The sequence below is a fragment of the Microcoleus sp. S13_C3 genome (genome assembly GCF_036700905.1).
Classification (GTDB): domain Bacteria; phylum Cyanobacteriota; class Cyanobacteriia; order Cyanobacteriales; family Microcoleaceae; genus Microcoleus.
In genome coordinates this window covers 1-17,981 of record NZ_JAUBPT010000021.1, presented here as the reverse complement: position 1 = coordinate 17,981, position 17,981 = coordinate 1, and the positions used below count along the sequence as shown (strand labels likewise).

Annotated in this window: 19 protein-coding genes and 1 pseudogene; 12 read left to right on the top strand and 8 right to left on the bottom strand. The window is 45.8% G+C overall.

What is annotated here, in order from left to right; translation table 11 throughout:
* Positions 1 to 245 precede the first annotated feature (245 nt).
* Complete coding sequence (locus QUA16_RS08610) at positions 246 to 923, bottom strand: hypothetical protein (RefSeq protein WP_333102850.1); 678 nt, start codon at positions 921 to 923, stop codon at positions 246 to 248.
* A 280-nt stretch (positions 924 to 1,203) separates the two neighbouring features.
* On the opposite strand from QUA16_RS08610, the gene QUA16_RS08605 reads away from it, so the two are divergent.
* Together QUA16_RS08605 and QUA16_RS08600 are read left to right on the top strand one after the other, a co-directional pair.
* Positions 1,204 to 1,683: a hypothetical protein gene (locus tag QUA16_RS08605; RefSeq protein ID WP_333102849.1), complete on the top strand. Its 480-nt coding sequence runs from the start codon at positions 1,204 to 1,206 to the stop codon at positions 1,681 to 1,683.
* Positions 1,684 to 1,695: 12 nt separating this feature from the next.
* Positions 1,696 to 1,887: a hypothetical protein gene (locus QUA16_RS08600; protein WP_333181098.1), complete on the top strand. Its 192-nt coding sequence runs from the start codon at positions 1,696 to 1,698 to the stop codon at positions 1,885 to 1,887.
* A 16-nt stretch (positions 1,888 to 1,903) separates the two neighbouring features.
* On the opposite strand, the gene QUA16_RS08595 is transcribed toward QUA16_RS08600, so the two are convergent.
* Complete coding sequence (locus QUA16_RS08595; RefSeq protein ID WP_333102848.1) at positions 1,904 to 2,407, bottom strand: hypothetical protein; 504 nt, start codon at positions 2,405 to 2,407, stop codon at positions 1,904 to 1,906.
* A 427-nt stretch (positions 2,408 to 2,834) separates the two neighbouring features.
* On the opposite strand from QUA16_RS08595, the gene aroA reads away from it, so the two are divergent.
* Positions 2,835 to 4,190: a 3-phosphoshikimate 1-carboxyvinyltransferase gene (aroA, locus tag QUA16_RS08590; protein WP_333102847.1), complete on the top strand. Its 1,356-nt coding sequence runs from the start codon at positions 2,835 to 2,837 to the stop codon at positions 4,188 to 4,190.
* Positions 4,191 to 4,212: 22 nt separating this feature from the next.
* Positions 4,213 to 4,449, top strand: coding sequence for a hypothetical protein (locus QUA16_RS08585; protein WP_333102846.1), 237 nt, complete (start codon positions 4,213 to 4,215; stop codon positions 4,447 to 4,449).
* Positions 4,450 to 4,518: 69 nt separating this feature from the next.
* On the opposite strand, the gene QUA16_RS08580 is transcribed toward QUA16_RS08585, so the two are convergent.
* Positions 4,519 to 4,956, bottom strand: a complete 438-nt coding sequence (locus QUA16_RS08580; RefSeq protein ID WP_333102845.1) for a CAAD domain-containing protein — start codon at positions 4,954 to 4,956, stop codon at positions 4,519 to 4,521.
* A 196-nt stretch (positions 4,957 to 5,152) separates the two neighbouring features.
* The gene (locus tag QUA16_RS08575) at positions 5,153 to 6,160 is read right to left on the bottom strand and encodes a 2-hydroxyacid dehydrogenase (protein WP_333102844.1); all 1,008 of its coding nucleotides are present in this window, start codon (positions 6,158 to 6,160) and stop codon (positions 5,153 to 5,155) included.
* Positions 6,161 to 6,404: 244 nt separating this feature from the next.
* Here QUA16_RS08575 and QUA16_RS08570 point away from each other — a divergent pair, with 244 nt between their 5' ends.
* A complete protein-coding gene (locus QUA16_RS08570; RefSeq protein WP_333102843.1) occupies positions 6,405 to 7,409 on the top strand; it encodes an ion transporter in 1,005 nt (334 codons plus the stop codon).
* 207 nt (positions 7,410 to 7,616) lie between these two features.
* On the opposite strand, the gene QUA16_RS08565 is transcribed toward QUA16_RS08570, so the two are convergent.
* The 3 genes from QUA16_RS08565 to QUA16_RS08555 form a co-directional block, all read right to left on the bottom strand.
* Positions 7,617 to 8,351 carry an ABC transporter ATP-binding protein gene (locus QUA16_RS08565; RefSeq protein WP_333102842.1) on the bottom strand — a complete coding sequence of 245 codons (735 nt, stop codon included), beginning with the start codon at positions 8,349 to 8,351 and terminating at the stop codon, positions 7,617 to 7,619.
* Positions 8,352 to 8,946: 595 nt separating this feature from the next.
* A complete protein-coding gene (locus tag QUA16_RS08560; protein WP_333181096.1) occupies positions 8,947 to 9,570 on the bottom strand; it encodes an energy-coupling factor transporter transmembrane protein EcfT in 624 nt (207 codons plus the stop codon).
* Positions 9,571 to 9,595: 25 nt separating this feature from the next.
* Positions 9,596 to 10,525 (bottom strand): energy-coupling factor ABC transporter permease, encoded by a 930-nt coding sequence (locus QUA16_RS08555; RefSeq protein ID WP_333102840.1) that lies wholly within the window; start codon positions 10,523 to 10,525, stop codon positions 9,596 to 9,598.
* 2 nt (positions 10,526 to 10,527) lie between these two features.
* On the opposite strand from QUA16_RS08555, the gene QUA16_RS08550 reads away from it, so the two are divergent.
* The 6 genes from QUA16_RS08550 to QUA16_RS08525 all read left to right on the top strand — a co-directional run bounded on the left by QUA16_RS08550 (position 10,528) and on the right by QUA16_RS08525 (position 14,743).
* Positions 10,528 to 10,665, top strand: a complete 138-nt coding sequence (locus QUA16_RS08550) for a hypothetical protein (RefSeq protein WP_333181095.1) — start codon at positions 10,528 to 10,530, stop codon at positions 10,663 to 10,665.
* Between the two features lie 489 nt (positions 10,666 to 11,154).
* Positions 11,155 to 11,790: a hypothetical protein gene (locus tag QUA16_RS08545; protein WP_333102839.1), complete on the top strand. Its 636-nt coding sequence runs from the start codon at positions 11,155 to 11,157 to the stop codon at positions 11,788 to 11,790.
* A 136-nt stretch (positions 11,791 to 11,926) separates the two neighbouring features.
* Positions 11,927 to 12,400 carry a hypothetical protein gene (locus QUA16_RS08540; protein WP_333102838.1) on the top strand — a complete coding sequence of 158 codons (474 nt, stop codon included), beginning with the start codon at positions 11,927 to 11,929 and terminating at the stop codon, positions 12,398 to 12,400.
* 15 nt (positions 12,401 to 12,415) lie between these two features.
* Positions 12,416 to 13,135: a hypothetical protein gene (locus tag QUA16_RS08535; protein WP_333102836.1), complete on the top strand. Its 720-nt coding sequence runs from the start codon at positions 12,416 to 12,418 to the stop codon at positions 13,133 to 13,135.
* A 116-nt stretch (positions 13,136 to 13,251) separates the two neighbouring features.
* Positions 13,252 to 13,686: a ferritin-like domain-containing protein gene (locus QUA16_RS08530; RefSeq protein WP_333102835.1), complete on the top strand. Its 435-nt coding sequence runs from the start codon at positions 13,252 to 13,254 to the stop codon at positions 13,684 to 13,686.
* 94 nt (positions 13,687 to 13,780) lie between these two features.
* Positions 13,781 to 14,743 carry an FTR1 family protein gene (locus QUA16_RS08525; protein ID WP_333102834.1) on the top strand — a complete coding sequence of 321 codons (963 nt, stop codon included), beginning with the start codon at positions 13,781 to 13,783 and terminating at the stop codon, positions 14,741 to 14,743.
* Positions 14,744 to 15,099: 356 nt separating this feature from the next.
* Here the strand turns inward: QUA16_RS08525 and QUA16_RS08515 are convergent.
* A pseudogene (locus QUA16_RS08515) lies at positions 15,100 to 16,293 on the bottom strand (RNA-guided endonuclease InsQ/TnpB family protein).
* 495 nt (positions 16,294 to 16,788) lie between these two features.
* Between QUA16_RS08515 and QUA16_RS08510 the strand changes: the two are divergent.
* A complete protein-coding gene (locus QUA16_RS08510; protein ID WP_039886887.1) occupies positions 16,789 to 17,526 on the top strand; it encodes a response regulator transcription factor in 738 nt (245 codons plus the stop codon).
* Positions 17,527 to 17,981 lie beyond the last annotated feature (455 nt).

Below are 17,981 nucleotides of genomic sequence, written 5' to 3'. Positions count from 1 at the left end.
CCACGGATAAATTCGGGGGGCAAGTTTCATCGGATACAGGTTTTTTATTTCCCCGGTCCTGAGTCTGCTTTCGGAATGAATCACGTGGCGGGTATCCTGGATGCGAGGAGGTCAACCACAGTAAAATCAGCCCAAGACGCACTCAAGTCTCAGAAACCAGGTTTGTTGCCAAATTCTTCGTTACTAAGCGCAGAGCGTCGTATAAACCGCGTTTCTTGAGATATTTTGGTAAATACCGAAGGAACTCAATCTTTGGGATAAAATCGCTTGTTTTCTGTAGAATATTCCCAGGCGAGATCCTCTGGGTCTTTTTCGCGGCTCCATTGAGCAAACTCCGGCTTAAGTTTCCACTTGCCGATCGTACTTGCGTGAACTTTGAACCTGCGAGAGAGTTCCGTCTGGGTAAAAGAGATTTTGGGCTTTTGAGGAGTCTTGGTTTGAGCAATGGGGAATAAATTTGGTTTTTTATCTTGTGTTTTTTCCCGATTTGTGGGAGGGTCTTGAACAGCTATGCCCGCATTAGCTGTTTCGCTTTGATTGACAGGTGGAGCTATTTGAAAATAATACAAAATTCCGCCTTGTTCCGTCACCTCAAAATCCGCTGCAAACTCAGAGGCTCGTTCGTCGAGATACTCTTGAACCTTTTCTCCGGGGAGTTTCGCATTCATTGCCAAATCCAAAGCCGTAACTCGCCCTTGATTTTCCTTGATCAACTTATAGAAAACCGAGTCTAAATGAGCGAGTTTGTGTTTTTGCTGCTGGTGGTAGAGCTTGTAAGCCCAAGCAATGCCCGCTGTGGTGGCGATCGCCCAAAACATCCTTCCCGACTCGAAACTGGCAACCGCCGTCAAGGAAATAGGCAAAAGCAGGGTAAGATATCCCCAAATGCTTCCCTTCTTTAGGTTATTGCTGTTTTTGACCATAGTTCCTAAACAGGTACGTAGTTTAGCTTAGTAGAGCGTGTCTCAATGCCGCGAAAGTTTTTCGACAGTCGATATATCGATCGGCCCGCTGACACACCCAAAAACGGATACTGTGCCGCGTACACTCGCCTTGTGGACAATCCCTAATTTTAGACCAAAGTTCCAGCTCCTTTGATTCAATGTCGCAAGTAAATCTAAAATCGAAAATCGAAAATCGAAAATCGAGTGACGCACTCTACTATAAAATCCCAGAATCTACTTTTTTTGCAACCGAGGGTTCATGTACTTTTTTCGCAAACAGATTGCCGTCCTGCTGATAGTTGTTGCTTGCTGTACGCTGACGATTAGTTGCAGCAATAGCCGAGCTATCCAGTGTACTAAATTTACTGAAATTGTCAACAAAGGCAACGCTCTCATTGATGTTGATAAAGACAGCAACGATGCTGCAACGACCGACAACTTAGCTAAAAATTTGAACCTGATAGCCAAAGAAATTGAAAATCTGCGAATAACAGATCCAACCCTCAAAGAAATTCAGGAGCCATCGGTTAAATCCTTCCAGGAAATTAGTCAAGCACTCGGCGACATAAGCAAAAGTCTTCAGGCTGCAAATCTCGCTTCTACAAGTATAGAAGGTCGAGAGCAAATCAAAACAGCTCAAGCAGATATTATTAGAGCCGGACAGCAGGCGAATCAAGCAGCCGCAAATCAAGACGCTTTGACTAGCAAACTGATTAATTATTGTAAGGGCGATCGCTAAAGGCTAAGAGTTTTGAGTTTTGAATGCGTGAGTTTTGAGTTTGAGAAAGGCATCGCCTTCATCTATAGCGGTATTCAAGGAAGTGAGGTACGCGCTATAGAATTCGGAGAAAGAAAAGGAAGCGCCGATGCCCGATGCCCGATGCCCTATGCCCTATGCCCAGGAACACCTAATTTACCTGAGAAAGGCTATAGCATCTACTAATTCCCCATTACCCAATTTAGTGATGAATTTCTAGATTCAAAATATAGCGACCGAGTTGCACTTTCTCCGACCACAACTCATATTCTAACTGCAAGTGATCCGGTTCCGGCTTTCCTGTCAGCGTCAAGTTGCGAGTGAAGTTGCGGAGTCGCAACTGTTCGGGAGTCGCCAAGGATTCACCCTGAAGCCAATAACGGCTCAGGCCGTACATTCCTCGTTCCCAGCAGTGGCGGTAACTGTATTTGCCGTTTCCTTGCATGGTCATAATGACTCGATAGGGCGAAACTTCTAGCCAGAGCAACCGGGGTTTTGTAGTTGGGGGTAAGATTGTAACTTGCTCGGCAGATTCGTTGGAACCGTCGGAAAAGTCGCGATCGATTATTGCTGGTTCGTGCAACAACAAGTGAAAGCGATCCCGGTCTTTTTGATAAACCGTAGCAGCGGTTTCAACGACTGACCACAAAGGTAAATCTGTGGATACCAGCGATAAACTTACAGGCTTGCGGTGATGGGTCAGCATAAATAAAAGTTTAGGGGTTGTTGTGGATCGGGCGGTTTGAGATTTGAGATTTTAGACTTTAGATTTTAGATGGGCTGGGTTCCAAATTCCGGAGCTTTTGCTTAAAAAAATGAAAAATCTAAAACTCGCAATCGAAAATCTAAAATTGTTCAGTCAAACTTCAATCATCGGGTCGATAACTCAGAGCAGGAGATGAAATCTAAGCAGATACACGGATAATATTTGTGAAATTAATGTGAAATCCGTGCCGTTGCGTCCGCACTCCCGTGTCATCGAGAACTGACAGCGGAGTCTCCGGGCGAGTTTAATCAGGCTTTAAGTTAACCGGACACATTGGGAAAAAACCCGCAGGCCGTACAAAAGACGACTAACTTAGGACTGAGAAAAAGGTAGGATAGCTAACGCCATCTAATCCTAGTTTATCTCAATGCAAGCTGACATTATAACTACTACGCTTCTTGACAAAACTCAAACTTTAAGCATTCAAAAACCGGCATCGGGCTTGTCGCTGGTGGGGAGGATTCGAGTTCCCGGCGATAAGTCGATTTCTCACCGAGCTTTGATGTTGGGTGCGATCGCCCAAGGTGAAACTACTATTGAGGGACTACTCCTAGGAGAAGACCCCCGCAGCACGGCTAAATGTTTCTCGCTCCTGGGAGCCAAAGTTTCTGAACTCAACGCGGAACGGGTGACAGTCCGGGGCGTCGGAATTGGCGAGTTAGAGGAGCCTGTGGAAGTCTTGGACGCGGGTAATTCCGGCACGACGATGCGGCTGATGTTGGGAATTTTAGCCTCTCATCCGGGGCGTTTTTATGCGGTAACGGGTGACAGTTCTTTGCGATCGCGCCCCATGTCGCGCGTCATTAAACCGCTGCAACAAATGGGAGCGCAAATTTGGGGCCGAAAAAGTAATTCTTTAGCTCCTTTAGGGATACTCGGACAGCAGTTAAAACCGATTCACTACCATTCTCCGATCGCCTCGGCTCAAGTTAAATCTTGCATTTTGCTCGCCGGTTTGATGGTAAGCGGAGAAACAACAGTCACAGAACCCGCTCTGTCGCGGGATCACAGCGAGCGGATGCTGCGAGCGTTTGGAGCCCAATTGAGCGTCGATCCAGAAACTTGTAGCGTGACAGTCACTGGGCCGACACAACTGCAAGGGCAGAATGTGATTGTACCGGGGGATATTAGTTCGGCGGCATTTTGGCTAGTTGCTGGGGCGATCGTCCCGGGTTCGGAACTCGTAGTCGAAAATGTCGGCGTCAATCCAACTCGTACAGGCATTTTGGAAGCTTTGGAAATGATGGGCGCCGACATTGAACTGCAAAATCAGCGAGAGGCGGCTGGGGAACCGGTAGCGGATATTTTGGTTCGGAGTTCCGGCCAATTGCGGGGATGCACCATTGCGGGCGACTTAATTCCCCGGCTGATTGACGAAATCCCGATTTTGGCCGTAGCGGCGATCTTTGCGTCGGGTACTACAATAATTCGAGATGCGGCCGAGTTGCGGGTCAAAGAGAGCGATCGGCTGGCCGTGACTGCTGCCGAACTCAACCGCATGGGAGCCCAAATTTCCGAGTTACCCGACGGTTTAGAAATTACCGGGGGAACTCCTTTGACCGGCGCGGATGTTGACAGCTACACCGACCACAGAATAGCGATGAGTTTGGCGATCGCAGCCCTCAACGCCACAGGTATTACTAACATTCACCGGGCCGAAGCCGCTGCCATTTCCTACCCCGACTTTACCGCCACTTTGCAACAAGTTTGCCATCCAAATTAAGATTGGGCATTGGGCATTGGGAATGGGGCATTGGGCATTGGGAATTGGCCCGCGCAGGGCATTGGGCATTGGGCATTGGGCATTGGGCATTGGGCATTGGGCATTGGCCCGCGCAGGGCATTGGGCATTGGGCATTGGGCATTGGGCATTGGGCATTGGCCCGCGCAGGGCATTGGGCATTGGCCCGGGCAGGGCATGGGTTGCTGGTTACTTGTTATCGGTTATGGCTATAGCCTTACAAATAACAAATAACCACTAACTAATGACCAATGACTAATGACTAATGACTAATGACCCATGACCAATGACTAATGACTAATGACTTCCTCTAAGAATCTTTACCTACAACTTGTTCTTTTAAAGAATCAATTTCCGTTAACAACTCTTGGCGATTAGAAGCCTTGAGCAGATAGCGGTAAACAAACCAACCCGTATATCCCATGCCAATCAACTCAAAAACTGGAGCTACCAAAGGGACATCATTAAGAGCACCTAAAACTCCCAGCATTACCTTAATACTAATACCGCCTGCCAGAATTAAACCAACAGTTATGAGGGGTTTTTGGTAGTCAGCAAAAAAATTAGAGAGATAGGCTGGAAGTTCCGACAAAATTGTAATAACTTGGTCTTTAATATCTTGGAACTGGCTGGCCGTTGTTTCTGTGGTTGTCACTGTAGTCATGACCCCCGCTTTGTCCTCCACCAGATCTACTGTCACGATTTCAGTGATGGTTTGTGTCTCGTCCGAAAAGTTAGCTTGTGTCATTGGATACTTCCTCCGTTGTCAGGTAAAATTGCAGGCTGTGAATTGCTGCCAGTATAATTCTCCGGCAATTAGCACAGCATCCGCGCTGCAGGGACTAATTGATGAGACTAAGGCAGAGTTTCACAAATTGCAAGCAAAAATAACGATATGACTTGATTTTAAACAATGGCCTTCGTTGCCAAATCGGTCTTTTGACTCATTTTTTCACTCGATCGAGGTCGATTTGATTCGGGCAAGGGCGTCCTTGTTCAAAGTCGGTGATATTGCTGATCGTGGTTTCGGCGATATTTTTCAAAGCTTCCTCGGTGAAAAAAGCTTGGTGTCCGGTAATCAGGACGTTTGGAAAAGTCAGCAAACGCTGAAAAACGTCGTCTTGAATAACGTGATTTGACAAATCCTCAAAAAACAGATCCGTTTCTTGTTCGTAAACATCTAATCCGAGGTAGCCAATTATACCAGATTTCAGTGCTTTGGTGACAGCTTTAGTGTCAATCAACTGACCGCGGCTGGTATTGATCAGCATCATCCCCGGTTTCATTTGCTCGATCGCCTCTGCACCGATTAAATGATAAGTTTCCGGTATCAGGGGACAGTGCAGGCTGACAATATCAGAAGCGGCGAAGAGTTCCGGGAGTGCGACGTATTCCATGCCTAGGGCGAGGCAATCCGGGTTTTGGTAAACATCGTATCCCAGCAGGCGACACCCGAATCCGTGCAGAATTTGGGCAGTAATTGCGCCAATTCTGCCTGTTCCGACGATTCCCACCGTTTTGCCGTGGAGGTCAAAACCCAACAGGCCATCTAAGGCGAAATTGCCTTCGCGGACGCGGTTGTAGGCCCGGTGGATTCTGCGGTTGAGGGACAAAATTAGAGCGACTGCGTGTTCGGCCACTGCGTAGGGAGAATAAGCCGGAACTCGCAGCAGAGTTAGATCTAAATCCTTGGCTGCTGCTAAATCGACGTGATTGAATCCGGCGGATCTCAGGGCCAGCAAGCGGACGCCTTTTTCGGCAATGGCAAGCAGCGTTTTCGCGTCCAAGCAGTCGTTCACGAACGCGCAAACGGCCGGAAATCCAGCAGCCAAAACGCTGGTTTCCAGGTTCAGACGCGGTTCAAAAAAAACTAAATCGTGTTTGCCGCCGACATTCGCTGCTTCCAGAAATGTGCGATCGTAGGATTTGGTGCTGAATACGGCTACCTTCATGATTTTTGCCTGCAAACCCAGTAATAGTGGGAAATTCTTTCCCGATCAACTCTAAATTTTACTAGAACGCCGTTCTCCCAAACAACCCACTTTCCATGAGAAATATTGAATTTCGTAACAAGAGCCTCTCTGAAGAAACCAATTTTTTAGCTTTAGGGCAACTCCTGCTTAATTTTTTGAATCTAATTGCTTAGACTGTAGTAAAGCGCGATCGTTAATTGCTAAATTTTTAGGAGAGACTCAGATGGCTAAAAAAATCAAAACTATAACTTATGAAATTTTAGAAACCTCAGAATCAAGCAATTTATACAGTTTAGCAGATGATGTTTTCATAACTTGTTTAATACTGATAAATGTCGCAGCTTTTATTGCTTCTACTTCGCCCACATTGTCGCCAGAAAACACATCCCTTTTGGCAAACATAGAAATTGTTTCCTCCTTAGTATTTACAATAGAATATCTTTTAAGACTGTGGGTGTCTACAGTCGATCGCAGATACACCCACCCGCTTTGGGGAAGATTGAGATATGCTCTTACACCGCTAAGTTTGATAGATTTAATTTCCATCTTACCTTTTTTCTTCTTGCTGTTATTTCCTACTTTCAACTTCGTTAATTTAATTCGTGTCCTGCGCTTGTTGCGGTTGCTAAAAATGAGCCGTTATTCTGAGTCAATCAGAACTCTGGGAGCAGTATTGTACGATAAAAAAGAGGAGTTAATTGCCACCGCCTTTGCAGTTTTTATTCTGTTAATATTTGCCTCTAGCGTCATGTATTTTGTTGAAAATGAGGCGCATCCCGAAACTTTTGCGAGCATCCCCGATGCAATGTGGTGGGGAGTTGTGACCTTAACTACTGTCGGTTACGGCGATATTTATCCAATCACTCCTTTAGGGAAATTGTTGGGAGCAATATTAGCATTTTTGGGAATCGGAATTTTTGCGTTACCTGCGGGGCTCATTGCTGCGGGTTTTTCCGAGGAAGTCCAAAGGAGAAAGCAGGAAAAAATGGCGGCAAATTTAGAGCAATCTGCGAATTGTCAATCGGTCAAAAGGCTGGCGGAAATCGAGGTGGGCTTTGAAGAAAAGCATAGGGCGATCGCACTTCACATCGAAAGTTCATCAGAGTTGATGAAAATGTGTGTTCAAACGGCGAAACAAAAGTTAGGAAGTGAGTTTCAAAATGAACAAATTATACGGGATTTAGCTATTCATTTGTATAATGAAGCCGTCCGCCAATTCGAGCTTTAATTACAGATATAGCCTTTCGAGCTCTCATATGAGGTACTCATGGGCATAGGGCATAGACCTCCGTGGGGATAGGGCATAGACCTCCGTGGGCATACCTCACTTTTTTGAGAACCGCTATATATATTGCCTGTAATTGCCCCCCAATCCTTACCATCGCTTGTGGTTAGTTATGACTGCTTTATGTAATGACTAATGACCAAGGGCTCATTACCAATCTGGGGGCAAATTGTAATACTCGAGAGTGGATGTATCTGCCAGCAAATCTTTGGTTTTTCTGTCAATTTTAATCTCACCATCCGCCAAAACTAACGCCCTTTCAGTCGTTTTACCTATCCAATTCAAATTGTGAGAAGCGATCAAAATTACCTCGATCGGCAATTGGGACAAAACCTTAGCCAAATGACGCCGCCACGAGGGATCGAGTCCGTTGGTCGGCTCGTCTAAGATTAAAATTGCCGGCTCTAATGCTAAAATTGCTGCCAAGGCTGCTAATCTTCTTTGGCCTCCCGAAAGTTCGTGGGCCGAACGGTTGGCGAATTCTACTAAACCAAATTCGTCTAATAATGATAAAGCTCGATCGCGCGCCACTCCCGGCGGCACTCCGTAATTGCGGGGGCCGAACATGACATCCTCTAAAATAGTGGGCATAAATAGCTGGTCGTTAGCATCTTGAAAGCAAAATCCAATCTGCCTGCGCGCCTGCGATAAAGTCGCCTCTTCCAACTTTTTTCCCTGCACTCTAATCTCGCCCGCTTGAGGCATTTTTAATCCGATCAAGTTTTCGAGCAAAGTGCTTTTACCAGCACCTGTCAGGCCGAGTAGAGCAACTCTTTCTCCCGGTTGCAAAGTAAAAGAAATTCCCCGCAATACTGGCTTTTGATCGGGATAGCCAAATACTAAGTTTTCTACTTCGATTGTTGGCACGGATTTTAGTCTACTCAAGTTTTATTTTCCTCTATTTTAGGATTAAGAGTGTTTAACCGCAGAGAACGCAGAGGGCGCAGAGAGGGGAAGGGATAAGGCAAAAGGTAGAGGCATGAATTAATCAATTACCAATTCTACTCGTTCCCAGGCTCTGGCTGGGAACCAGTTAAAAGAGTATTTAACCGCAGAGAACGCAGAGGGCGCAGAGAGGGGAAGGGATAAGCCAAAAGGTAGAGGCATGAATTAATCAATTACCAATTCTACTCGTTCACAGGCTCTGCCTGGGAACGCAGATCGGGAGGCTCTGCCTCCAATTTTCCTCCGCAAGAGGCGAGGCAGAGCCTCTGGATATGGATTCCCAGGCAGAGCCTGGGAACCAGTTAAAAGAGTGTTTAACCGCAGAGAACGCAGAGGGCGCAGAGAGGGGAAGGGATAAGGCAAAAGGTAGAGGCCTGAATTAATCAATTACCAATTCTACTCGTTCACAGGCTCTGCCTGGGAACGCAGATCGGGAGGCTCTGCGTCCAATTTTCCTCCGCAAGAGGCGAGGCAGAGCCTCTGGATATGGATTCCCAGGCAGAGCCTGGGAACCAGTTAAATGCCCAATGCCCAATTACGAATAACCGTAAGAAGCTGTTGTTAATCCGGCTGCGATTAAAATTGCTAGTGTCAGCCAGAGTCGCTCTTTTGGTGTTGATTTTGAGTCGGCAGGTAAAGCTCCTTGATACCCGCGAATTAGCATGGCTGCGTGTACTCTTTCTGCCCGATCGAGACTTCGCAAATAAAGCGCTCCGATCATGGAAGCACTGGCGTAGCGCAGCCATCCTCCGGTACCGGACAAGCCCCGGAGTTGGGCTGATATTTTCATGCGGTTGACTTCGGACAGCAGGATTTCTAAGTATTGTCCTGTTAAAAGTACAATCTCTTGCAAACCTGCTGGTAGGGGTAATCCTTTGAGGGCGATTCCGAAACTGTGGGGTGGCAAAGTTAGCAGGAAGCTGTTCATAATTAGCAGGCAAATTAGGGAACGCAGCAACAGAAAACTGGCTCGTTCCCAACCTTGGGGCAGCACTAATAAGGAGAGAAAAACCAATTCTGCTCCCAACAGTTGCGCTAGGGTTCGCACCGGAGCCCGGAGCCAAAACGACCAAAAAAGTGCGATCGCCCCATAAATTCCCAGCCACAGCCAAGCGCCTGTCTTCAGAAAACCCATCCCAATCACAATTGTGAGAGACATTCGCAATCGAAAAGGTATGGAGAGTTTAGACATCTTTAGGTTTTACCACCAACTGAGCAATCCCAAAAGCCGCGCCGAAGCTGAAGGCAGACCCTAAAAGTCCAGCAATGCTAGTACCAATAGGCTGTTCTTCTAATCCTTTAACTGTGTAATCTGCTAAAGGAGTGGGATTTTCGATCGCCACAGCTTCTTTATCTTTAAAGCCGTGTTTTTCGGCTACCGCTTCTAACCCGTCAGGCCAACTTGATGCGAACAGTGAAAGCACCCCGGAAATTAATAAAACTCCGATTACTGGCACTACCCATTTCTGCAATTGTGGCTGTTGTCCCGGCAGTAAATCCGGCCGCACTTTGACGAGATAAGTTAAAACGCCGCCTGTAATTACCCCTTCGCCAATGCCAATTAAAATATGTACGCCTACCATTGCTGGCAATGCGATATTGAGCCCTACTGTACCAGAAATTGCCAATTGGATCGCCACACTAATCGAAGCAGCCACGACGCTGAGGCCAGCGGCGATGCCCGCGGCTAGGGGCAAACGATTTCTGGAACCTCCCAAGAGTTGCTGCAATGGCTGCAACAGCCACCAGCCCACCCAAATGCCAACTAGCCCCATGTTAAAAATATTGGCTCCCAGGGCGGTGATGCCCCCGTCGGCAAACAAGACGCTCTGAATTATAAAAACTGTACTCATCGCCAAAGTTGCCGCCCAAGGGCTCCCCAAAACGACGGATGCCAGCGCTCCTCCCAACAAGTGTCCGCTGGTGCCGCCAGCGACGGGAAAGTTGATCATCTGGGCTGCAAACACGAAAGCTGTAGTTAAGCCCATGATTGGGGCTTGTCGGAGTCCAAGACTCGCGCGGGTTCGATTCAGGGCAACTGCAATTACTGCTGCACTTGCTATGCCGGTGGCAACGGCTACTGGCGGTGAAAGAAAACCATCAGGTATGTGCATTGATGTATCCCAAACAAGAGAACTTCCAGCCCTTTAGTCAACTATTTTTTACAAAAATTTACCATCCCCTGTGGGGGTATTTCTGCGATCGAGCGATCGGGGGATGGGGGGCGGGCGATCGCTTATGGGATATAGATTAGCGCCTCATCGGCAGAATTTTGAGGATGAGAAATTTTACATTAAATCATCCTGAAGAATTATTCGGATATTTTACAAACAACTCGCACATTGAAGCTTTTTGATAAGAATTATCAATATTTGTTTACCGATTCAACTCCAAAATTCTATTCACCGTCAAGCTCAAACAAGAATATTAAAAAAATATAAAGAATCTACTGAAAATCTCTCATTGGTTTTATTCTCAATTGTTGAGAAAAAATAGCATTAAGTTTTTGACGACCGTAACAGTGAAGTTAGCCGATAGCTAGTCACAGCCAAAGTATTGCGTGTTAGAGAAACTAAAAAGTGCGAATTATTGCGACTTAATATAGTTAGCAGTAGGTTTGCAGTTGTCGAGCGCGCCCAAGTGCGATCGGCTTTGCCTGCACGAGCTCCATTATCAAGAAACTCAAAATACTAATGCGCTTATTCTCAAGTAATTTTCCGCACAACCTACAGGAGGTTTGCCAGTGGTGCAGCCGTCAACCCAAGACTCAACTACCGATTTAGTTCCATCGGAATTTCCCAGACAGTTAGATATCGCTCAAGTTTCTATCTACGGACTGAGTTTTTTATCGGCTGGTATGTTTCTGTTTTTACCTCTAGTCAACCTACTGCATCCCAGCCATTGGCAACGATTGATGGGAACCATTCACGGCTTAGGCGCAATGTTTGCAATGGTAGTGATGGTTTACACGGGACATTTAGCTTTCCCCTTGCTGCGGGGTGCCGGTAAAATCTTGCCACAAATGCGTACATTAGCCTTTTGGTCATCTATTTTGAGCTTTTTAGCCATAGCTACCGGCAATTGGGCTTATATGCGTTATCGGGCAGGCATGGACTTTGGCGGAGCTCGGGCTTGGCTGAAAGAAAACTCGCCTTTAGGGCAGTATGTTTTGATGGAATATCACGAGTTTAGCGTCCTGTTTACCCTGCCATTAGCAATAGCTTGCACCTGGATTCTGTGGACTTACGGCGATGCAATTTTAGAAAAGCAGAATCGCCCGGTTTTAACCGCAACCTGTGTAGCTTTGATGGCGCTAATGTTTTTTTCAATGGGTGGCATGGTAAGTGGAATTGGCGTTGCTAAAATTCATGCTTTGTAGTCCGCATTTGCCAATTCTCAACTATCAATCAATCGACTCTCAACTCTCAACTCTCAATCGATTGACTCTCAAGGCGGACAAGGTGGCACTGCCCCTACCAACTCTCAACTATCAACTATCATAGGAGATTTGTGAAATGACCAGACAATTATCCCGCCAAAGTCATGCGGGGGATGAACCTTTTTACGGTAAATTTTGGAGCAAATTAAAACACTTTCCTAACGGTTTAGCTGAGGGTTCGGCAACTGCGCCTAGGGTTTCGGGCCCAGCAGCAGCAGCAATAGTTAGCGCTGCAATTGGTTGTTTCACAATGATGGTGAGTCACCATTTAGGGGACACATCCAAAGAGATAAACGAAATGCTTTGGAACCTCGGTAGTTGGATTCCCGGAAGCAAGACTAATGATGAATTGTGGGGCAACATCGGCAGCTATACGGGCAAAGAAACTATGTTGCTTGTCGGTTGGCTTGTCAGTTGGCCCATTCTGCATCTGGTGTGGAAAAATCAGCAGATTAAAAGTCGCACCATATTTTTCTGGATGTTTGCTTTGTTAGTTGCTGCGACAGCTATGTCCTGGCATCCTCTCTTCCCCTATTTGCCCTTAACTTAAGTAATGCGAGGTTTGATGATGGAAACCAAAAATAAGCCGATCCCAGCCAGGGAGATGCACAAAATAGTTTGGATTAGTATGGGAGTTTTGACTCTTTTCTTTGTGACTTTTCCTATCTCAATGTGGCGCGTCAGCCAAAAAGAAAAGTTTCTCGGTTCCCACGTCAAGTCTTTCACAATCGAGGGGAAAAATCCCGCTAATGCTATTGCGAGTAAACCGACGGAACCAGCTATTGCCAGCAGTACAACACCTTCAGCTTTAGCTGTTGACAGCCAAAAAAAGCTGCCTGACAAGTCTCCAGAGGTTGTACCTTTCACTAATACGTCTACTGAAACGGCTATTGCGAGTAGCCCTACAGATAAGACTGTCCAAGCTGTACCTGTATCAGCAGGCCAGCAGGAAGTTCAGGCGGTGGATGGAACAAATCAGACAGCAGAAATTACCGATAGCGTAAAACTAGATGAGTTAGCTCTAAAAGTCTACGATCGCATCGATCGAACTTGGCAAACTAGCCCTACGTTCAATCAAAATCTAGTCTATCGAGTCACTACAAGTCAAGATGGGGCGATCGGCAATTTCGAGCCCCTCAATCAACCAGCCAAGGATTACACCCAAGAAACTCCTTTGCCACATCTGCTCAAATCTTCCGAAACTAGCAGCAGTAAGAGTGCAGCACCAGTCGCTAAGTTTACTGTAGTGTTTGCTCCTACTGGAACCTTAGAAGTTAACCCGTAACTCCCATACAACATCTCTCCGGTAAGGTGCGCCATCCGCACCTTACTTTTCATTTTTAACTTAAATGTGATATTATAAATAGCGCCCTCTAAGGCATTCTACATCTAAAACAACAAATGAAAGAACTTGACGAAAAAAAAACTCAGGAACTGCTATGCACCATCATGGAATGGGAACTTGCAGGTGTCGTGCGCTATACCCACTATTCACTAATGGTAACAGGGCCAAACCGGATTCCCATCGTGCAGTTTTTTAAAGCACAAGCAACGGAATCCCTACTCCACGCCCAACAAGCAGGAGAAATTCTCACCGGTTTAGAGGGGCATCCCAGTCAGAAAATTGCTCCCATCGAAGAAACCTACAAACACTCGGTGAAAGACTTGTTAGAAGAAAGTTTAAATCACGAGAAAAAAGCGCTCAAAAAGTATAAATCTTTACTTGACGTTGTGACAGACTCCAGCGTTTATTTGGAAGAATATGCCCGCAATCTAATTGGACAAGAAGAATTGCACCAAGTAGAATTGAAAAAAATGCTGCGGGATTATAGTTGATTTAATCATTGTTATTGGTTATTGGTTAGTGGTAAGTTGTATTTCCAATGACCAATGACCAATGCCCCCTGCCCATGCCCCATGATTATAAAAAATGAATTTTAGTGAAGCCTTACCAACTTTTGTAATTACCCTGCGCGAAGGCGTAGAAGCCGCCTTAGTCGTCGGAATTGTACTAGCTTGCCTCAAAAAAGCCGAGCAAAGTCACCTCAATTCTTGGGTTTATACAGGTATCGCAGCCGGCATTGCGGCTAGCGGTTTTGTGGGTGTTTTATTTAATGGATTGCTGGCAGCACTATCAACATCAGAGCAGCCTTACGCACCAGTAATTAAACAGCTATTAGAGGGCGTGTTGGGAATTGTGGCGATCGCAATGCTAAGCTGGATGCTAATTTGGATGACTCAGCAAGCGCGCTTTCTCAAAGCTGAAGTTGAAGGAGCAGTTACAGCAGCTTTGACAGAAAATAGCAATGCCGGCTGGGGCGTATTTGGCTTAATTTTTATTGCGGTACTGCGCGAAGGTTTTGAAACAGTTATATTTGTCAGCGCTCAATTTCAACAAGGTTTAACTCCTGCTTTAGGTGCTTTGGGCGGTTTGACTGGGGCGGCAATCATTGGCGCGCTACTATTCAAGTGGGGCGTAAAAATTGATATCCGCCTGTTTTTCAAGTTTATGGGGGTTTTGTTGCTGTTAATCGTGGCAGGTTTGGCAGTATCTGCACTCAAGCATTTTGACCAAGCCGCTGGGATTTTGTCGCAGATGAATAGCCAGTATGCAGCGATTTGTTTTTATTACGATCGCCTCGCACCACTCCACTCTTGTATTTTAGGCCCGATGATGTGGAATGCAGCGGAAATTTTGCCCGATCGACAATTTCCCGGAGTGATTCTCAAAGCACTGTTTGGATACAGAGATCGACTTTATCTCGTCCAAGCAGCGGCTTACACAATATTCTTAGCCACCATCGGCGGTCTTTATTTCCAAAAATTAGGCTCTCAGGCGACTTTTCCCAACAAAAATACTCAGCCCGCTCAAAAATCAACTCTTTCTCAGTAGTTCTGTCGGCTATGGTTACAGCTTATTTCACTGCTTTCACTGCTTTCACTGCTTCTGAGCCACAAAAAAAATTGCCTGATTTTCCAAAATCGACCAAAAATTTTAGGGGTTTGGGATAGACTCTTTGACATTTGTATGATATTATTTAATAATGGGAATAGCGCTTGTTTTGAAAAAAAATAGTTATATTTCTATTATTTAATAATACAGTCAAGAGCTAAAAAAAGCAAGGGCTAACCCTCAAAAAAAACAAAATTTTTCTCAACCTCACCAACTTTATAAATCACAAGTCGTAGAGTGGGCGATCGTCGAAAATATTTGACACTCCCTGACCTGAAGGCGCAGGGATTCTTGGATCATCCAGTCGATTTGCTCGTTGATATCACCACCAGCGAGTAGAGATCGGTCTGTCCCCCAGCGTGAATTCCGGTGTGCCCCACCGTATTTAAATTGATTCCTGCCTGCTTCAAACCCTTTACCAAAATGTTTTTTCCGGCATTGTGATCGCGATCTAACACCGCACCACAACTACAAATATGGGTTCGAGTTGACAGAGTTTTCTTGACTAGGTTTCCACAATTTGAACAATCCTGGGAAGTGTACTGAGGTGGAACAGCAATTACTGTTTTGCTGTACACTTTTCCAAAATATTCCAACCATTGAGCAAACAATGACCACGCCACATCGCTAATTGATTTAGCGAGCTTGTGGTTTTTAACCATGTTCCGCACCTGAAGTTCGACCTAGGCTACGAAATCGTTAGATTTCACCGCGCACAATGCCGTCTTTATGGCGAAGTCTTTACGCTGCCGACTAACCTTTAGGTGCTTTCTTCCTAACTTGTTGAGCGCTTTTTTCCGGTTTCTGGAACCTTTCTTTTTCCGAGAAACTCGCTGCTGCAATCTCTTCAAAGCTTTTTCACTTTTTCTGAGATACCGAGGATTAGGAACTGTTTCACCGTCGCTGTCAGTATAGAAGTGGTTTAACCCGACATCTATGCCAATAAATTTACCAGTAGAAACGGGTTCCTCTTTTCGTTCAACGTTGATGCAGAATTGGGCGTAGTATCCGTCGGCACGACGCACAACCCTGATTCGTTTAATCTCATCGGGCGCATAGAAATGCAAATCCCGACTGCCGATTAACTTAAATCTCCCAGCAGCAAAACCGTCCTTAAATGTTAGACATCTTTTGTCGGTAGAAAGCGCCCAACCGGATTGCTTGTACTCCACGGAACGAGTATGTTTCTTGTACTGTGGATATCCCTTTTTTCCGGGTTTTTTCCTTTTGCAATTAGCAAAGAAACGTTGGATAGCAAAAATGGCACGTTCCGCTGAAGCTTGACGTGCCGTCGAATTAAGCTTGCCCGCCCATTCAAACTCTTTTGCCATAACCGCGCATTGTTTGTACAGGTCTACTAGCTTAATCCCTTGATTGTCTACCCAATGTCTAAGAGTTTTATTTCGGACAAATTGAGCCGTCCGAATCATGTCGTCTATGATTCGATATTGTTCCGCTTTGCCCTTCAACTTAAACTCTAAAACTATCATTAGAATAGTCTCTCACTTTTGCTAAAACTTTTACTTACAAGTCTGTATATTTAATAATTATTCATATTACTTATAATTAAAGCCGTCCTATAAGGACGGGGATTTAGACCCAGTTTCTTGGTAACTTGCAGAGAGCAGAATTGGCAAGGTCAGCCCCGCAAAGGTGTCGATCGAGAACAGGGGCGATGACCCACTACGAGCAAACAAACGCAGGGTGGCTCTAAAATCTCAAATCCCATCCTCACTCGTCGCCACAGAAGTCGCGCCCGCCAACAAAAAATCTACTCCAGGCCAGATTTCTGGCGAACAGTCTTTCTGATAACCACTGAAGGCGCTTATAATTAATACAACAATTTTTACATAGCTCAAAAAGGTCTTAATCAACCTTATAATTCTTAAATGAAGCTTAAAATTAAAAAATTGCTTGTTAAAGTTACCTGGAACCCCCAGAAGGCTGTAGCCTCCCCAATCTGGTTAGCGGTGAGATAAATAATGATGCCCCGGATACTTGTTATTGATGATGACGCGGCGATCGCCGAACTCGTAGCCGTCAACCTAGAAATGGCTGGCTACGAAGTCACCCAGGCAGAAGACGGCATCAAAGGTCAGGCACTAGCCATACAACTGCTCCCCGACCTGATCATGCTAGACCTCATGCTGCCTAGAGTAGACGGATTCACCGTATGTCAGCGTTTGCGGCGTGACGAGCGCACCTCAGACATTCCCGTCTTGATGTTGACAGCCTTAAGTCAAACTCAAGACAAAGTAGAAGGCTTCAACTCCGGCGCCGACGACTACCTGACCAAACCCTTTGAACTAGAAGAGATGCTGGCGCGAGTGCGAGCTCTACTAAGGCGAACAGACCGCATCCCCCAAGCTGCCAAACACTCCGAAATTCTGAATTACGGCCCGCTGACCCTTGTCCCCGAAAGGTTTGAAGCTGTTTGGTACGCTCAGACAGTCAAACTGACCCACCTAGAGTTTGAGTTGCTGCACTGCTTGCTTCAGCGCCACGGTCAGACAGTCTCTCCCAGCGAAATTCTCAAAGAAGTGTGGGGTTACGACCCCGACGACGACATCGAAACAATTCGTGTACACATCAGACACCTGAGAACCAAGATGGAACCAGATCCCCGCCATCCTCGGTACATCAAAACCGTATACGGGGCTGGTTATTGCCTGGAGTTACCCAACAACGAGCAAGTAGCTGAAGAAACCAAATCCTCTGCTTGAGGTAGCGCGCCCGATGCAACAAGCAGTGAAAAATTCAGCTAGAAAAGCCTGAGAGCATTAGCTCTCAGGCTTTGTTGTTTGGAGTTTGAGATGAATATGTCAACCAGTAGCCATTAACTCTAGCCCTAATACTCCTTAATAGTATTATTTATCAATAAATTTAGAGGTATTCCTTTAGCTGCTATTTTGGCTAACGAGAAGCCCCATTCCGATCAAGCGCCAAAAACACTCATCATCGTGATATAACGATGTTTTTTCCTACTGATTTACATACCTGAACTCCAATCAGTGAAAATTTTTCTCAAATACCCCTTGACGAAACTACTAAAATTGTTGATTATCTATATCAATAACCTGCGATCGCTTAAAACTCCACTGAGAGGGTGTTTGAAAAGTCAGAGAGTGGTATGAAATTATGCTAAACGACGAACCATCATCCGGATCATTGAAATATA

What these genes read in the sequence shown, in the direction of transcription:
- QUA16_RS08510 (WP_039886887.1), top strand. Translation starts at nt 16,789, where the DNA reads ATGCCCCGGATACTTGTTATTGATGATGACGCGGCGATCGCCGAACTC.
- QUA16_RS08560 (WP_333181096.1), bottom strand. Translation starts at nt 9,570, where the DNA reads ATGTCTCTCACAATTGTGATTGGGATGGGTTTTCTGAAGACAGGCGCT.
- QUA16_RS08585 (WP_333102846.1), top strand. Translation starts at nt 4,213, where the DNA reads ATGGGGCATTGGGCATTGGGAATTGGCCCGCGCAGGGCATTGGGCATT.
- QUA16_RS08570 (WP_333102843.1), top strand. Translation starts at nt 6,405, where the DNA reads ATGGCTAAAAAAATCAAAACTATAACTTATGAAATTTTAGAAACCTCA.
- QUA16_RS08525 (WP_333102834.1), top strand. Translation starts at nt 13,781, where the DNA reads ATGAATTTTAGTGAAGCCTTACCAACTTTTGTAATTACCCTGCGCGAA.
- QUA16_RS08550 (WP_333181095.1), top strand. Translation starts at nt 10,528, where the DNA reads ATGTATCCCAAACAAGAGAACTTCCAGCCCTTTAGTCAACTATTTTTT.
- QUA16_RS08540 (WP_333102838.1), top strand. Translation starts at nt 11,927, where the DNA reads ATGACCAGACAATTATCCCGCCAAAGTCATGCGGGGGATGAACCTTTT.
- QUA16_RS08595 (WP_333102848.1), bottom strand. Translation starts at nt 2,407, where the DNA reads ATGCTGACCCATCACCGCAAGCCTGTAAGTTTATCGCTGGTATCCACA.
- QUA16_RS08575 (WP_333102844.1), bottom strand. Translation starts at nt 6,160, where the DNA reads ATGAAGGTAGCCGTATTCAGCACCAAATCCTACGATCGCACATTTCTG.
- QUA16_RS08610 (WP_333102850.1), bottom strand. Translation starts at nt 923, where the DNA reads ATGGTCAAAAACAGCAATAACCTAAAGAAGGGAAGCATTTGGGGATAT.
- QUA16_RS08530 (WP_333102835.1), top strand. Translation starts at nt 13,252, where the DNA reads ATGAAAGAACTTGACGAAAAAAAAACTCAGGAACTGCTATGCACCATC.
- QUA16_RS08580 (WP_333102845.1), bottom strand. Translation starts at nt 4,956, where the DNA reads ATGACACAAGCTAACTTTTCGGACGAGACACAAACCATCACTGAAATC.
- QUA16_RS08535 (WP_333102836.1), top strand. Translation starts at nt 12,416, where the DNA reads ATGATGGAAACCAAAAATAAGCCGATCCCAGCCAGGGAGATGCACAAA.
- aroA (WP_333102847.1), top strand. Translation starts at nt 2,835, where the DNA reads ATGCAAGCTGACATTATAACTACTACGCTTCTTGACAAAACTCAAACT.
- QUA16_RS08605 (WP_333102849.1), top strand. Translation starts at nt 1,204, where the DNA reads ATGTACTTTTTTCGCAAACAGATTGCCGTCCTGCTGATAGTTGTTGCT.
- QUA16_RS08555 (WP_333102840.1), bottom strand. Translation starts at nt 10,525, where the DNA reads ATGCACATACCTGATGGTTTTCTTTCACCGCCAGTAGCCGTTGCCACC.